At 39.2% G+C, this 15839-nt stretch carries 18 protein-coding genes; 2 read left to right on the top strand and 16 right to left on the bottom strand.

Annotation, left to right across the window (positions count from 1 at the left end):
• Positions 1 to 51 precede the first annotated feature (51 nt).
• From asnA to SPAR10_RS05470, 3 genes are all read right to left on the bottom strand, one after another.
• Positions 52 to 1044, bottom strand: coding sequence for an aspartate--ammonia ligase (asnA, locus tag SPAR10_RS05480; RefSeq protein WP_004251655.1), 993 nt, complete (start codon positions 1042 to 1044; stop codon positions 52 to 54).
• Between the two features lie 95 nt (positions 1045 to 1139).
• Positions 1140 to 1823 (bottom strand): Bax inhibitor-1/YccA family protein, encoded by a 684-nt coding sequence (locus SPAR10_RS05475; RefSeq protein WP_004251653.1) that lies wholly within the window; start codon positions 1821 to 1823, stop codon positions 1140 to 1142.
• Positions 1824 to 1876: 53 nt separating this feature from the next.
• On the bottom strand, positions 1877 to 2617 hold the full coding sequence (locus SPAR10_RS05470; protein ID WP_004251643.1) for a TrmH family RNA methyltransferase: 741 nt from the start codon (positions 2615 to 2617) through the stop codon (positions 1877 to 1879).
• Between the two features lie 33 nt (positions 2618 to 2650).
• On the opposite strand from SPAR10_RS05470, the gene SPAR10_RS05465 reads away from it, so the two are divergent.
• Both SPAR10_RS05465 and yidC read left to right on the top strand, forming a co-directional pair.
• Positions 2651 to 2929: an acylphosphatase gene (locus SPAR10_RS05465; protein ID WP_004251635.1), complete on the top strand. Its 279-nt coding sequence runs from the start codon at positions 2651 to 2653 to the stop codon at positions 2927 to 2929.
• Positions 2930 to 3005: 76 nt separating this feature from the next.
• Positions 3006 to 3932, top strand: a complete 927-nt coding sequence (gene yidC / locus SPAR10_RS05460) for a membrane protein insertase YidC (protein WP_004251633.1) — start codon at positions 3006 to 3008, stop codon at positions 3930 to 3932.
• Between the two features lie 141 nt (positions 3933 to 4073).
• Here the strand turns inward: yidC and SPAR10_RS05455 are convergent, their stop codons facing one another.
• The 13 genes from SPAR10_RS05455 to rsgA form a co-directional block, all read right to left on the bottom strand.
• On the bottom strand, positions 4074 to 4922 hold the full coding sequence (locus SPAR10_RS05455) for a sensor histidine kinase (protein WP_232672990.1): 849 nt from the start codon (positions 4920 to 4922) through the stop codon (positions 4074 to 4076).
• Between the two features lie 211 nt (positions 4923 to 5133).
• On the bottom strand, positions 5134 to 5820 hold the full coding sequence (locus SPAR10_RS05450) for a response regulator transcription factor (RefSeq protein WP_004251628.1): 687 nt from the start codon (positions 5818 to 5820) through the stop codon (positions 5134 to 5136).
• 62 nt (positions 5821 to 5882) lie between these two features.
• Positions 5883 to 6602: an ABC transporter permease gene (locus SPAR10_RS05445; protein ID WP_004251626.1), complete on the bottom strand. Its 720-nt coding sequence runs from the start codon at positions 6600 to 6602 to the stop codon at positions 5883 to 5885.
• A 1-nt stretch (position 6603) separates the two neighbouring features.
• Positions 6604 to 7389 carry an ABC transporter permease gene (locus tag SPAR10_RS05440; RefSeq protein WP_004251625.1) on the bottom strand — a complete coding sequence of 262 codons (786 nt, stop codon included), beginning with the start codon at positions 7387 to 7389 and terminating at the stop codon, positions 6604 to 6606.
• 1 nt (position 7390) lies between these two features.
• Positions 7391 to 8101: an ABC transporter ATP-binding protein gene (locus SPAR10_RS05435; RefSeq protein ID WP_004251622.1), complete on the bottom strand. Its 711-nt coding sequence runs from the start codon at positions 8099 to 8101 to the stop codon at positions 7391 to 7393.
• A 198-nt stretch (positions 8102 to 8299) separates the two neighbouring features.
• Positions 8300 to 9094, bottom strand: coding sequence for a pyruvate formate-lyase-activating protein (pflA, locus tag SPAR10_RS05430; RefSeq protein WP_004251620.1), 795 nt, complete (start codon positions 9092 to 9094; stop codon positions 8300 to 8302).
• 132 nt (positions 9095 to 9226) lie between these two features.
• Positions 9227 to 10480 carry a diaminopimelate decarboxylase gene (locus SPAR10_RS05425; RefSeq protein ID WP_004251617.1) on the bottom strand — a complete coding sequence of 418 codons (1254 nt, stop codon included), beginning with the start codon at positions 10478 to 10480 and terminating at the stop codon, positions 9227 to 9229.
• A 72-nt stretch (positions 10481 to 10552) separates the two neighbouring features.
• Positions 10553 to 11377: a pur operon repressor gene (gene purR / locus SPAR10_RS05420; protein WP_006147832.1), complete on the bottom strand. Its 825-nt coding sequence runs from the start codon at positions 11375 to 11377 to the stop codon at positions 10553 to 10555.
• Positions 11378 to 11478: 101 nt separating this feature from the next.
• Positions 11479 to 12420, bottom strand: a complete 942-nt coding sequence (locus tag SPAR10_RS05415) for a 3'-5' exoribonuclease YhaM family protein (RefSeq protein WP_004251613.1) — start codon at positions 12418 to 12420, stop codon at positions 11479 to 11481.
• Positions 12410 to 13666, bottom strand: coding sequence for a DNA recombination protein RmuC (locus SPAR10_RS05410; protein ID WP_004251610.1), 1257 nt, complete (start codon positions 13664 to 13666; stop codon positions 12410 to 12412). The genes SPAR10_RS05415 and SPAR10_RS05410 overlap by 11 nt, the downstream gene beginning before the upstream one ends.
• Before the next feature lies 1 nt (position 13667).
• Positions 13668 to 14330, bottom strand: coding sequence for a thiamine diphosphokinase (locus SPAR10_RS05405; protein WP_004251607.1), 663 nt, complete (start codon positions 14328 to 14330; stop codon positions 13668 to 13670).
• A complete protein-coding gene (rpe, locus tag SPAR10_RS05400; RefSeq protein ID WP_004251604.1) occupies positions 14293 to 14949 on the bottom strand; it encodes a ribulose-phosphate 3-epimerase in 657 nt (218 codons plus the stop codon). The genes SPAR10_RS05405 and rpe overlap by 38 nt, the downstream gene beginning before the upstream one ends.
• A 10-nt stretch (positions 14950 to 14959) precedes the next feature.
• A complete protein-coding gene (gene rsgA / locus SPAR10_RS05395) occupies positions 14960 to 15838 on the bottom strand; it encodes a ribosome small subunit-dependent GTPase A (RefSeq protein ID WP_004251602.1) in 879 nt (292 codons plus the stop codon).
• Position 15839: the final 1 nt, after the last annotated feature.

Raw genomic sequence — 15839 nt, 5'->3', positions numbered from 1 at the left:
TTATACCAAATTCTGATGAAATAAGAAAATCGAACCTCTCGGTTCGATTGATTAAAGAATATTCTCGTAAGTATCTCTAACTTCTTGTGGCCAAACACTGGTTTGAACTTCACCGATGTGCTTCTTACGAAGTAAGAACATGGCCATACGAGACTGTCCAATTCCTCCACCAATTGTCAATGGGAAGAGTCCATTCAAGAGAGCCTTATGCCATTCAAGAGATAAGCGGTCTTCATCTCCTGTAATAGCTACCTGACGACGAAGAGTGTCTTCATCGACACGAATCCCCATTGAAGACAACTCAAAGGCTGCACCAAGATTCTCATTCCAAACTAGAATGTCCCCGTTCAGACCCTTATAGCCATTTTCAGATTCTGTTGTCCAGTCATCATAGTCCGGTGCACGTCCGTCATGAGGTTTTCCATCTGACAATACACCACCGATACCAATCAAGAAGACTGCACCGAATTCCTTACAGATAGCATTTTCACGTTCTTTAGGTGTTAAGTCTGGATAGCGTTCAACCAACTCTTCAGTATGGATAAAGGTAATTTGCTTCGGCAAGATTGACTCAATATCATAGCGGGCTTCGACTGCCAACTCTGTCAAACGAATGGCCTTATAAATCTTTTCAACTGTCTCTTTAAGATATGCAAGATTGCGATGTCCGTTTGGAATGACCTTTTCCCAGTCCCACTGGTCAACATAAACTGAGTGAGTCGCATCTAGTGAGTCTTCATCTGGACGAAGAGCCTTCATGTGAACGAAGAGACCTTCTCCCTCACCAAAACCAAAACGAGCCAAGGTATGGCGTTTCCACTTAGCAAGTGAATGCACCACTTCATAGGTCTCATTAGGAATCTGCAAAACCTTAACTGAAACTGGATGTTCAATACCTGAAAGGTTGTCCTGCATTCCATCACCAACCTTACTCAAGATTGGTCCTTGCACTTCTACTACTTCTAACTTATCTTTTAAATATTGGGTAAAGGTATTTTTTACAAAGGAAATCTCTTCTTGCTGATGGATAAAACTTTTCTTCATACGTTCCTCCTTTTGAATAATAAAAAGATTATACCTTTTTGTTATTAAAAATGAAAGTAAAAATTAAAAAAGAGCTCATTTGAGCTCTAAAAGTATTAATCGTCACGTCCAAAGATTCGTAGGAAGCTAAGGAAGAGGTTGATAAAGTCGAGGTAGAGGCTAAGTGCTAAAGAAATTGCCCAACCTGTAGCGACCTGACCATCTGACTCTTCGTAAACATAACGAATTTTTTGATTATCCCAAGCAATGAGACCTGCAAAAACAAGCACCATAACAATACTAATAATGTAATCCATTAGGTCACTATTTAAGAAGATATTGACAACCATAGCTAGTATCAAACCAAATAGGGCTGCAATCAAAGCACGACCGATTCCACTCAAATCCTTTTTAATGACTACTCCTATGATAGCCATCACGAAGAAGAGGGCTGCACTGGAGATAAAGGCTGTCAAAACTGTCCCAGGAAGATAGAGCGACACAATGAAGCTTAGTGAAAAACCATTGACCGCTGAATAGAGCAGGAATATTGGAAAGGTTGCTGGACTATTCTTTATCGCTAAACCACTCGCAAAAATCACTAGAGCTACTTCTACAATTCCTGTGACAATTAACCATATGCGGGCGTTAAGCATTAACTGAACCAGAAGATCTTGGAAGGTTGTTAACATCAAGGCTGAAACGATTGCAGATAAAGCAATCCCGATCCCTACAAAAGCATATACTTTTGCATAAAATTGATTCAGACCAGAACGTTCTTGAATAATTGTTTGATTCATATCTTTTTCTCCTTATGAAATCTTTTTACTGATTATAACAAAAATAAACTATTTTAACTCAAATAAAACATGAGTATGCCTGCAGCAATGGCAACGTTGAGACTTTCCGCTTGCCCTTTCATGGTAATATGAACCAGTTGGTCTGCCTGGTCTGTCATGAATTGACTGATTCCTTGACCTTCATTTCCCATGACCAAGGCGAAATCTTCTAGCTGAGCAAGCTCACGATAATCTTTAGAGTTTTGGGACAAAGTAGTTGCCAGAATTGGTAAATTGCTCTTTTTAGCCTCTTCAACAAAAGTTTCAACAGGCATCCGATAAATCGGCAAATGAAAATGGCTGCCCTGCATGGATCGGAGAGTCTTCAAGCTATAAATATCTGCTGACTTGCTTGAAACAATGACTCCAGAAAAACCTGCCGCATCTGCCGTTCGGATCATTGTGCCAACATTTCCAGGATCCTGCACGTCTTCCAAGAAAAGATATTTTCCAGAGGTGAAATCCGGCAACTGCTCTTCTTCCTTTTGAACAATGGCTACAATGCCCTGAGGAGTTTGTGAATCTGCTAAATCAAGCAAGATTTCTTCGGCCACAAAGACGGTCTGAGGATAGTCCGTTAATTTTTCACCATACTCTGACAGGGCAAATATTTTCTCTATAATTGCACCTGCTTGAACAGCCTCTTCAAACAAATGCCATCCTTCAATTAAATAAGAAGATTTTCGATATTTTTTTTGATGCAATTTCTTGGCATTTTTTACCACAGAATTGGCTTTAGAGGTTATAATAGTCATAGGAGTATTATAACACAATCAAGGAGGTTTGGTATGCAAAAGGTCAAAATGATCGCACAGGGTCGCGTTCAAGGCGTTGGTTTCCGCTGGGGCGTCTATACCCTTGCCCTCGAAATAGGTGGAATCACTGGTCGTGTCTGGAACAACGATGACGGAACCGTTGAAATTCTTGCCCAAGCAGAGTCTTCAGCTATCATGGCTAAGTTCATCCAAGAAATCCGAAAAGGACCTACTCCCTTCTCAAAAGTAACTTATCTAGATGTTCAATTGAGCAACTTCCCATCCTATTCAGATTTCAAAGTAGCAAATTAGGTCTCTAGAACTATTGTATATTTTCAAAAAAAAAGTAGAATAGAAAGGTATAATTTTTAAAGAAGGAATAAAAACAGTGAAATCAATTAAACGAATCGCCCTCTCTATCATGGGAGTGGCTATGCTATTAGTCTTGACAGGCTGTGTCCAGGTTGATAAAGCAACTGGACAACCAACAGGATTTATTTGGAATACAATTGGAGCACCTATGGCTGAAGCTATCAAGTACTTTGCTACTGATAAAGGGCTAGGCTTCGGGGTCGCTATTATTATCGTAACCATTATCGTCCGCTTGATTATTTTGCCACTTGGTATCTACCAATCATGGAAGGCAACGCTTCATTCTGAAAAGATGAACGCCCTCAAGCATGTTCTTGAGCCACATCAAACTCGTCTGAAAGAAGCAACGACTCAAGAAGAAAAACTTGAAGCCCAACAAGCTCTCTTTGCTGCTCAAAAAGAGCACGGTATCAGCATGTTTGGCGGAGTAGGATGTTTCCCTCTCCTCATCCAAATGCCTTTCTTCTCAGCGATCTACTTTGCTGCTCAACATACAGAAGGTGTTTCTGAAGCTAGCTTCTTAGGAATCGCACTTGGTTCTCCAAGTTGGATTCTTATCGCCTGTGCAGGTGTTCTCTACTACGTCCAATCGCTCCTTTCACTACACGGAGTTGAAGACGAGACTCAAAGAGAACAACTTAAGAAGATGATTTACATGAGTCCAATGATGATTGTCATGTTCTCAATTTTCTCACCAGCCAGCGTTACGCTTTACTGGGTTGTCGGTGGTTTCATGATGATCCTTCAACAATTCATCGTCAACTACATCATTCGTCCAAAACTTCGTAAAAAAGTACGCGAAGAATATGCCAAGAACCCACCACAAGCAAGCAAAACTTCAGCTACTCGTAAAGATGTAACTCCTGAATCAGCTGCAGTTATCTCAACTTCTGCTAAGAAGAAAAATAAAAAACGCAATTCTGGAAAACAACATTCTAGATAAAGCTACGTGTGCTATCCAATAATTAAAAAAACGAATGAATGACAATTAGTTTTCATGAACTAGGTATCATTCATTCGTTTTTATTATCTACTTTCACATCTTAATTTATTTAAATCCTATGACAACAAATTAGTAAGTAAATCACTTTGATTTAATACAATTAAGAGCCATTAAAACTTCTGCTCCCTCGTCTCTATTTCTAAGCTCAACTCGGCCTTTGTGCAGTTTTGCAACTCTACATACAAAACTAAGTCCAATACCAAAATGTTGCTCTTTAACCGTTCTAGCTTTATCCATACGATAAAAGAGCTTCCCAAAATTAGTTAAAACTTCATCTGGAAATTCAGAGCCATTATTCCATATCCCTATTTTCAATTCCTTCCCCTCTTGCTCTACCCTAATTTTAATTTTAGGATTCTGTTTATCTGCATACTCCAAAGCATTTGTTAAAATATTTTGTATTGCACGAATCAGAAGAGATGGATTTATATAATAGCTTTCAGTTCCTTTCAAATTTTGTTCAAAAGAAAACTTCATCTGATTTTTTATCAAAAAAGAGACTTCTTTCTCTAATTCATTGATAAAATCTGAAGAAGAATACTCCGTCCAACCTGTCTCATCATCATAGTAAGTTTTAGAATAATGAATCAACTGATTAAAATAATCAAGCAAGCGTTGACTAGCATGAACTATATCCGCTAAACATTCTTTAGACTGCTCATCTTTAGTGGAAATGTGCAAAAATTCTGCATTCCCTTTGATGATAGTTAGAGGTGTCTTTAAATCATGAGAAGCTGCTGAAACCTGAAACATCAAATCTTCTTTCTGTTGCTTCTCATCATCTAATAGCTGTCGAATACGATTTTGCATCACAATAATGCGATTACCAGTCTCACGAAACTCCTTAACCGTTAATCTTTCTGTACATTCGCTTTCAAGCCACATACTATTTTCATAAATCAAATTCATTTCATAACTTAGTTTTTTCAACAATTTACCAATGTGATAACTTATTAGAATAATCAATAAAACACAAATATATATCCATGATGACACATTAAAAAAATTGATTGAACATCATTATTTTTAAGAGGCTTCCCATCTTCATTTATTTGTATAGATACTGAAGCTAAGGGAATAAGATAGGCCATTAGTAAGCCAAGACTAAACTGCCAAATAATTCTCCAGCAGGTTTCTCGAATTAATTGTCTAAAACTTTTGATTCTACCCATTGATATCCTCCACCGTACAAGGTTTTAATTGGATTTAATTGATAAGGTTTCAGCTTTTGACGAATTTGATAAATGTACTCTGAAACCGAACGTAAAAGAGCTTCTGAACTTTGTGGATATAAATAATTATAGATTTCCTCTATAGAATATATTTTACTTGGGTTACTTGCTAAAAGATTCACTATATCAAATTCCCTCCTTGTCAAGGCAATCTTATCTTCGTTTACAAATAGTTCCTTACTATCCGTATATAGTATAAGCTTCCCAATCTTTATTTGATGAACATTTCCTTTAGTCCGTTCTTCACGACGTAAGTGCATTTTAACACGTGCTAAAAGCTCTGGCATACTAAAGGGCTTGATAATATAATCATCAGCTCCTGCATTGATTCCAGCCACCAAATCTTCATCCATATCCTTAGCAGTTATAAAACAGATAGGAACAGATATCTGCTCGCGAATCATCTGACAGACTTCTAAACCACTAACAGGCATCATAATATCTAATAAAATCAAGTCAAATCCTGTAAAATCACAAAGATCAATCTCTTCTATGTTATCTCGTATGACTACTTCATACTTTTCATACTCTAGTACCTTCTTTATTAGGCGAAGAATAGCAAGATCATCATCTACAACTAAAATTTTATAAGCCATAACTCACGCTCCTAAGTTATATTATATCATTAACTGAGAAAAAGACAGGATAGCCCCTGTCTTTAGCGTACATTTCTTCCTATAAGTATCAGTGTAGCAACTACAAAAACAATTAATAACCAAACTATTTGTATCCCCAGACCTTGCCAAACTGGGTAATAAAGTGATAAAGGATGGATATAGTAACAGTTCATACTAGCTAGTAATGGTAAATTTCTAAAAAAAGAACTGAATTGTAGTAGCATTTGTCCCAAGCCCAATAAAAGAGATAAACTTATTCCCAAAATTAAGGTAAAAGATCGGAAAATAAATACAAAAATACCACTTAAAAGAGAGAAGGTTAAAATAGAAATACAAACTGGAAATAGGATTGTTAGAACATTTTTAATATTGCTCAAAAGATTGATATTGTAGTATCCTTGGGCAATTAGTATACATACTGATATTAAAGCTAGCAATAATACAATTTCCACACATAACACAATAGCTAGTTTACATATTATAAATTTTAAACGATTTGGACATGTAAGAAAACTTGTACGAAGGCTAGAACCTGTAAATTCTTGACCTATAAATAGTATAGCTAGACTAATAAAACCTGCCTGTCCTAAATAGAGACTTTGCAGTAGCTGTTCCAAAACAAAGTGTAGGGTCAACTGATCTGGTTTACTATTTAAAAAAATAACCATCGGCGGAACACAAAGTAATAGAGCACCTATAATCAACCAATGCCAAGGATTCATAATAAACTTGAGATACTCACTTTTAAATTGCTCTTTCAACTCATTCCCCTCCTCCAACATCTGACTTAAGTAACCGGTAAATTGCCAAAACCAAGAATGACAAATTCCAACAAAGTAAAAGCAAAATATTTTGTAAACTATTCTGTTCTAACATTTGAGGAGATGTAGCAATCAGTCCATAGCTCAATGAAACTGGAAGAAATTTCGCAATTGATATATGATCGGCTAAGAATGTTCCTAAATTGTAGACTTGAGGAAGCAAAAACAATAGGGGAACAAGGGCTTTTTTAAATGTTAAAGCCAGAATATAGGCTAAAAGCCCCAACAACGTCCAAGCTATACTGTCCAAAAACATATAGAACCAAACTGTCCCATTTAGTGAAAAAAGTAATAAACCATCTTGTCCTAAAACATAATGTGTCATGTTAATCGTCAGAAATATTGATAGGAAGGAAATGACAAAAGAAAATACCAGCCAAACTAATGTTTTTGAAACTAGGAAAGTACTTCTACTCGTATTAGAAAGGAGGCTTGTGCGAATAGCAGAGCCTTTATACTCTTCAGCTCCGTAGATTGAGCCTAAGATAATCATAAAAAAAACGCCAACTAAAGTAACATCAAAACCTAAAAATTCAATAGGGGGAATAGCTTCTACTAACTCTGGGGTTGTCTCTGGGGTAGCATGGATACCAACTGAAACAATTTGAGATGCACCAATATTTGCTAAAAACGTTTGAAATACTAGTATCAAGAATAGTACAACATGAGTAGCTCTCTTATAAAGTAATTTCAATATTTCAGAATGAAGAGAGTAAATAAGTGCCATGTCACTTTCCTCCCTCTGTTAATCTAAAGAAGACTTCCTCCAGTGAAGAAAGATTTTTCATCACTTCTTGTAAAGTCCCTTTTATAAGAACTTTGCCTTTATTTATGATGACCACATCATCTGTCACTGCTTCCACTTCCGATAATATATGAGATGATAGCAAGACGGTCTTTCCTTCTTGAGCTTGTTTTTTTATAAACTCTCTAAACCACCGAATTCCTCTTGGATCCAACCCATTTGTCGGTTCATCCAATATCAAATACTGAGGATCCCCTAATAGAGCTGTTGCAATTCCCAAGCGTTGTCCTTCTCCTAATGATAATTTTCCTATTTTAGATTTTTTCTTATGGCTAATATCCACCATATCCAAGACTTGCTCAATTCGCTGGCTGGATATTCCATTACTAGCAGCAACAATTTTCAAATGTTGATAAACAGTCCGATCATCAGGAGCTCCGACACTGTCAAATGAAGCTCCTACAGTCTTTAGAGGAAATTTTAATTCCTTATAAGTTTGATTTCCAATTTTGGTAAGACCAGATGTTGCTTTGTCTAATCCTAATAAGATACGTAAGGTTGAACTTTTACCAGCTCCATTTGGACCAAGGAAAGCAGTCACTCTACCTGCTTTTGCTTCAAAAGAAATATCTTTTAAAATTTGAGTGTGACCATATGACTTACATAGATTTTTAATGGTAATACTTTGTTCCATAGATGTCTCCTGTTCAATTTTTTGTTTTATCGTTTTAAACAAGTATATATTAACCAATAATTTTCGGATTTTTTTCAGAATTTTAAATCTTTATAAAATCTGTATTGTCATATAAATCATAAAAATTTTGTTTAATTTAATCTTATTTGTATTTATTTGTGTAAACTTAAAAGCCCGATGTTTCCATCAGGCTTCTTTTTATCCATGTACACGTTTCATGTAATCTTGATAGCTTTCTGTATCCATCAATTCCTTAGCGTTCTTCACACGATCTGCTGTTGGAGGTTTAACCCCTTCAAGTGAATACGGAATCCCAAGTTCACGCCATTTGAATTCTCCCATAGTGTGGTAGGGTAGGATTTCAAACTTATCAACGTTTTTAAGAGTTTTTACGAACTTCCCAAGTTCAATCAAATCTTCATCACGGTCTGTCAATCCAGGCACAAGAACGTGACGAATCCAAACAGGTTTCCCAATATCTGACAAGTACTGAGCACAAGCCAAGATGTTTTTATTGGTTTGACTGGTTACAATCTTGTGTTGTGCTTCGTTGATTTCCTTGATATCAAGAAGAACCAAGTCTGTCACGGCCATTAGTTTGTTGAATTTCTCTAAATAACGTGGTTTATTACGGAATGGAAGGGCACAAGTATCCAAGGTACAGTGGATTCCTTTTTCTTTTGCTTTTGTAAAGAGAGCAATCAAGAAATCAATCTGCAAGAGAGCTTCTCCTCCACTGACTGTGATACCTCCCTTGTCTCCCCAGAAACCACGATAACGAAGCGCTTCTTCTAGAACATCATCTACTGTTCGTACACGAGATTTATTGGTTTCCATCGCCCATGTGTCAGGGTTATGGCAATACTGGCAACGCATCTGACAGCCCTGCAAAAAGACAATGAAACGAATTCCAGGGCCATCTACCGCCCCAAAACTCTCTGTCGAATGCACCATTCCTGTCACTTGTCCATAGTCAATTGTTTCTTCAGACATCACGTCACCTTCCTTGAAACCGTTTTATAGCTTTATTATATCATGCCTGAAAAGAAAAACCACAGATTTTGTCTATTTTTTAGAAAACAAACTGTTTTTCACTTTCAACTTTCATGATTTTCAAAAATTCTTCTAATCCTTGTCAAAGTCGAATCCATAGAGAGTCGCAAAATAGTCCTCAGGTCGCTCTGCTCTGCGGATTAGTCGTGCACCACCGTCCTCTGTGTAGAGAATCTCTGCTGAACGAAGTTTCGCATTGTACTGGTAACCCATAGAGAATCCATGCGCACCTGTATCATGAATGACTAACAGATCACCAATTTCTGTTTGAGGTAGTTCACGATTAACTGCAAACTTGTCGTTGTTTTCACAAAGTGAACCAACAACATCAACGACTTCCGTCTGACCGTCAGGATTCATCATATTGGTGATGTGGTGATAGGCTCCATACATAGCCGGTCTCATAAGATTGACAGCTGATGCATCTACTCCGAGATAAGTTCGGTAGGTTTTCTTTTTATGGGTTACTTTAGTCACTAGAATTCCATGAGGCGCTAACATAAAGCGACCTAGTTCTGTAAAAATCTTAACTTGACCGAGACTTGCTGGCGTAAGAACTTCTTCATAAACCTGACGAACCCCCTCACCAATTAAAGCAATATCATTTGGCTCCTGGTCCGGACGATAGTTGACCCCGATTCCTCCCGAAAGATTGATGAAGTCCAGCGAAATACCTAACTTTTCCTTGATTTCTACAGCCAGTTCAAAAAGCTGGCGCGCCAATTCTGGATAATAGAGATGAGTCACAGTATTAGAAGCTAGGAAGGAATGAATCCCAAAAGTTTTTGCTCCCTTTTCTTTCAAGATAGCAAAGGCTTCAAAGAGCTGTTCCTTAGTCATCCCGAACTTAGCTTCACCAGGATTATCCATAATATCCGTTCCGAGTTCAAATACGCCACCGGGATTGTAACGGCAAGAGATGATCTCAGGAATCCCCGCAGCGCGCTCTAAATGGTCGATATCTTCAAAGGCATCCAAGTTGATAGTCGCCCCTAATTCACGGGCATAAGCGTACTCCTGGTCTGGTGTATTGTTAGATGAAAACATCATCTCCGCCCCTGTAAACCCAAGCTTATGACTCATCAAGAGTTCTACATAACTAGAACAATCCACTCCACATCCTTCTTCTTGCAAAATCTTCAAGATAGCTGGAGTTGGGGTTGCCTTAACTGCGAAGTATTCTTTAAAGCCTTTATTCCAAGAGAAAGCCTCATTAACTGCGCGTGCTTTCTCGCGAATACCTTTTTCATCGTAGAGATGGAATGGAGTTGGAAACTCTTCAACAATCTTTTCTAAGTCTTCACGTTTAATAAATGGCGTCTTCATAGGGCTCCTTCATATTCATTATCAAAGAAAGGCTGGGACGAAAGTTCCAACCTTTAAGCATCTTATTCTCTCTTATTTTTCTGTTTCGAAGATGTTCCCAACTTCAACTTCAATTTGTTGGTTCTTCACATCAATATTGGTAACTTTTAAGAGCGATTTATAGTCGAACTGCTGTTCACGATCTTCCTGCGCATTATCAGCAAAGACAGCTACACCAGCTAGCTCAGAATCAAACTCTGTTAAAAGGCTAATCATACCGTTAATCGTTCCTCCGCCTTTCAAGAAGTCATCAACAATCAAGACACGACTTCCTGCTTTAAGGCTACGTTTTGAAAGGAACATTTTTTCAATACGGTCACTAGAACCTGAGACGTAGTTAACACTCACAGTTGAACCTTCTGTGATTTTCAAGTCACGACGGACAATGACAAAAGGTACGTTGAGAACATTTGCTACTGCATTTGCAAGTGGAACCCCTTTGGTCGCTACCGTCATAACAGCATCAATCTTTTGGTCCATAAAGCTCTTAGCAATAATACGTCCAATATTTTTCAAAATAGCTGGAGTGCTAAGGAGATCAGACAAATAAATGTAGCCTCCTGGCAGAATGCGGTCGCTCTCTGAAAGTTTATCGCGAAGCTCTTGGATGATTGTTTTAGATTCAAGGGTAGAGATAGAAGGTGTGAAAATAACCCCACCACCAGCACCTGTCACCGTTTGAATATGGCCGATTTCAATTTCTTCAAAGGCGCGCTTAATAATGACAATATCTTCTGAAATAGAAGATTTGGCAGATTCATACTTTTCCGCAAAGGTATTGAGACTGGTTAATTTGTATGGATTGTTAATCAAATAATTGGAAATAACAACCATCCGATCACTTCTTCTTAATTTCATTAGTTATTCACCATTCTTTTTAATTAGTCTTTTTCTCATTATAACACACTAAAGCAAAAAAACGAACTTTATTGTCTAAATAAAGCTCATTTTTTTAGTTTCTAGTCTAATTTTGGCTTGTAGAAGGAACGATTGTCCATAGCAAAGACTTTATTGGTCATTTCACCCTCATCAACAAGAGCCAGAGCTGTTGACATCATCATCATACTCGCATCCAAATTATCAATCATATGAATAATTTCAGCTTCCATCACACGAGGACGAACAGGACTACCATACTCGAGTAATCCATGGTGGCTGAGAATCACATGGCGCAGAAGCACCACTTCTTCTCGAGTATCATCAATGCCAAGTTCCATAACCGCTTTGGTAATCTCGCTATCAATCAAGGCGATATGTCCGATAAGATTCCCTCTCACTGTATACTCTGTCTGATCCGGACCTGTTAACTCAATAACCTTAGCCAGGTCATGAAGCATAATTCCTGCATAGAGCAAGCTCTTATTGAGTTGTGGGTAGACATCTGCAATTGCCTCTGCTAAACGAACCATAGTCGCTGTATGATAAGCAAGCCCTGTTTCAAAGGCATGGTGGTTGGTTTTTGCAGCTGGATAAGAATAAAATTCTTTATCATATTTGGTATAGAGGGCCCGAACGATTCGTTGCCAGATGGGATTTTCAATCTTGAAAATCATCTGTGCCATGTACTCACGGATTTCTTTAACATCCACTGGTGATTTGACCTTGAAGTCTGCTGGGTCATTGGGTTCGCCAGGCTGAGGTAAGCGAAGGGTAATTTGATTTACCTGTGGAGTGTTGTTGTAAACTTCACGACGCCCTTGCATGTGGACAACCTTTCCTACAGTAAAGGCCTCAACGTTATGAGGTTGGGCATCCCAGAGCTTTCCTTCGATTTCCCCACTATCATCTTGGAAGGTGAAAGCTAGGTAGTTTTTCCCAGCACGCGTCTGTCTCAGATCGGCTGATTTGATTAGGTAAAAGCCTTCGAACAGTTCATCTTTTTTCATGTGACTAATCTTCATATTCTTCCTCATCTTCTTGGAACTGGAGCAAATCAAGCATAGGCTCACCTTCTGACAATTCAATATGTCGGAGAGTTCGCTCAATAGCTGAAGTACGTCGGTTTAACAATTCATCAATATTACCAGTGGCATGTTGGAGGTGTTTTTGCGCTTTAACCAAAATGCCACCAAACTTGCCAAATTCGGTTTTGACGTTGGCTAGAGTTTGGCTAATATGGTCAGCACTCTTTTGGATATTCAGAGTCTTGAAGCCGACCGATAGGGAGTTCAGAAGGGCTGACAAGGTACTTGGTCCCGCAACGATAATCTGCTCCTCCCGTCTCAAACCATCAAAGAAAATCGGATTTCTAACGATTTCTGAGTAAAGACCTTCTGTCGGAACAAACAGAACTCCAAAATTGGTCGTCCTTGGCGGTGCTATGTACTTGCTCTTGATATCTTTGGCAAAACGCTTAAAGCTTGTTTGGAGGGATTTGCGACAACTTTCGATTTCATCCTTATCACCTGCTTCATAGGCTTCTTCCAGACGGTAATAATCTGCCAGTGGAAACTTAGAATCAATCGGTAGATAGACATATTCCTGGTCACCTTGTCCAGGTAACTTGATGGCGTATTCCACACGTTCACTAGAGTTTTCAACCGTTGCAAATTCTCGTTCATACTGGGCAGGTGTCATGATATCTTCAATAATCTGTCCCAGTTGTAATTCTCCTAGAATTCCTCGAGTTTTTGTACCAGATAAGACCTTATTAAGAGCGCCGACATCACGGGCAACCGTCTGCATTTCTCCAAGGCCGCGATTGACAGATTCCAGTTGTTTTGAAACTGTCTCGAAAGACGCTTGCAAGCGTGTCTGCAAGGTCTTTTCTAACTTTTCCTCGACCGTTTGGCGCATCTGCTCTAAACGTTGCTCATTTGACTCCTGCAAGGCCTGTAGTCTTTGGTCAGTCTTATCTCTGGTTTGGAGGAGGTTTTCATTCATCTCCTGTCGAACCTGAGTCAGACCTTGGTGCAACTCGATTCGCACCTCCTGCAAACGGTCGCTAACAACCACTTCAAGATTTTTTTGGTCAAGCTGACTAGACTGTCTGGCTTGCTCAAATCTATAATCTAACTGATCTGAAAGGTTATCTGCCTGGTCTTCTAAACTTTTGGTCAGGTATTTCTCCTGCCTATCCTGCCTTTGCCAAATAAGAAAGAGGCCGGCTAGGTTAGCAATTAGTAACAGTAGTAATATAATCTCCATCCTATCTCCTGTCCTTGCTATGCAGTACAACCACATAGCCATCTGGGCAAGTCACCGAAACTCCCCTATCTATATATTCGTTAGAAGCGTAAACTTTCTTAAAGAAAAAATTCGCCTCCGTCAGTTCATACTTGGCTCCGATAATAGTCAACTGACTATCCCGAACCGGCATAAAGGCCAGATAATCGTAGTCCGAACGTGGCTCTAGTTGACTGGTCCCTTCTGGGCAATAGCTAATCAAGTTTTGCCCATCCTCAATCTCTATTTGGCGCATATAGGGCGCCAATTTGGGATTGCTGGGTAGAAAGACATTAGCCAGCATATGATCGATGCGACCACCTAGGGCACCAAAAATGGTCACCTGAGCCTGAGGATTTTTTTCAAAAATCGTTAAAAGTGCTAGTTCCAGATCGGTATCATCCTTCTCTGGCTGAGCTTGGACAAAGTGCTGGGCACGTTCTTGAATCAACTGACCTTCTTCTACAGTCACAGAATCAAAATCCCCAACTGCTAAAGCAAGAGGAAGTTCTTCTTCCAATACCCAGAGTGAGCCTCGATCCACACCGACAAAACAGTCAAAATCTGTCCGGTAGTGACCGCGGTCTCCCCCTGCAAAAACTGCAGCTTTAGTCCAGTTGATTTCTGAGAGCTTGCACTCGTTCATTGACATCTCCCTTAAAAACATAGGATCCTGCTACAAAGACTGTAGCACCAGCTTCTTTGGCTTGAGCAATCGTTTTATCATCAATCCCGCCATCCACTTCAATCTCAAAGTTCAGTCCTTTTTCTTCACGAAGGGCAACTAACTCACGAATCTTATCCATGGTTTCAGGTAGAAAGGCTTGACCACCAAAACCAGGGTTAACCGTCATGACCAAAACTTGATCAACTAAGTGAAGAACGTACTTGATAGCCTCAACGGGCGTTCCAGGATTAATGACAACCGAAGGTTTAACACCGAGAGAACGAATCTTTTGAAGAGCGCCATGAATATGAGGTGTCGCTTCAACATGGATGCTGATGATGTCAGCTCCTGCACGCGCAAAATCCTCTAAATGATGTTCTGGGTTAGAGACCATCAAGTGACAGTCAAAGACCATCTTACTATGAGGTCGAAGACTTTCGACTACACCTGCACCAAAGCTGATCTGAGGTACAAAGTGACCATCCATGATATCGATATGGGCGTATTCTGCCCCAGTTGCTTCAAGGCGTTTAATTTCACGTTCAAAGTTGGCATAATCTGCTGCCAGAATTGACGGAGCAATCTTGTATTGAGACATAGGTTTCTCCTTATTTTGGAATTTTTTTGCTGACTTTTTTATAGGTTTCTCTGCGATTTTCAATCTCACTGAGGAATTGTAGATAGTTGTCGAAACGGAAGTTTGCAATGATGCCCTCTTCTACTGCTGGTTTCACTGCACAAGATGGTTCATGAGTATGCGTACAAGTACGGAACTTACAGTCGCGACTGACACTAGCAATCTCTGGAAAGGCCTGGTTCAGCTCTTCAGCACTTGATACTTCATAATCTAGCGACGAAAAACCTGGTGTATCTGCGATTTTGCCTCCATTTAGGTTGTAAAAACTAACAGCTCGAGTGGTATGACGACCACGGCCTAGACTATCAGAGATTTCTCCCGTCTCTAGATTGAGGTCAGGAGCAATTTTATTAAGCAGGGTTGACTTCCCAACACCTGTCTGCCCCATAAAGACTGTCACTTTGTCTGTCAACAAGGGTAAAAGTTCTTCTTTACTCGTCACAAAATCGTAACCAATAGCACGATAGGTTTTCTCGTAGAAATCCAGTTCTCTCCTATCCTCTAGTAAGTCCATTTTGGAAATATAGACGATAGGATGAATGTCCTTGTGCTCTAAAAGAACCAAAAAACGATCCAACAAGTTGCTATTAAAGTCAGGTTCTTTAACGGACATAATGACAACGGCTTGGTCAATATTGACAATGGGTGGACGAACCAGACTATTTTTTCGTTCATGAATCTTGAGAATATAACCTTCAGAATTTTCCTCCGCAGAAAAATCTACCCAATCTCCAACATAGGGTGTGTGGCCTTTTTTACGAAAATTCCCACGCGCGCGTGTTTGATAAACCTGACCATCACTTTCCACATAGTAGAAACCCGCTAAGGCTTTAATGATTTGTCCCTGCATC

This window comes from Streptococcus infantis SPAR10 (genome assembly GCF_000279535.1).
In the GTDB taxonomy this organism is placed as follows: Bacteria; Bacillota; Bacilli; order Lactobacillales; family Streptococcaceae; genus Streptococcus; species Streptococcus infantis_I.
The sequence above is the reverse complement of the archived record's forward strand: the minus strand, read 5'-3'. Positions and strand labels throughout refer to the sequence as shown.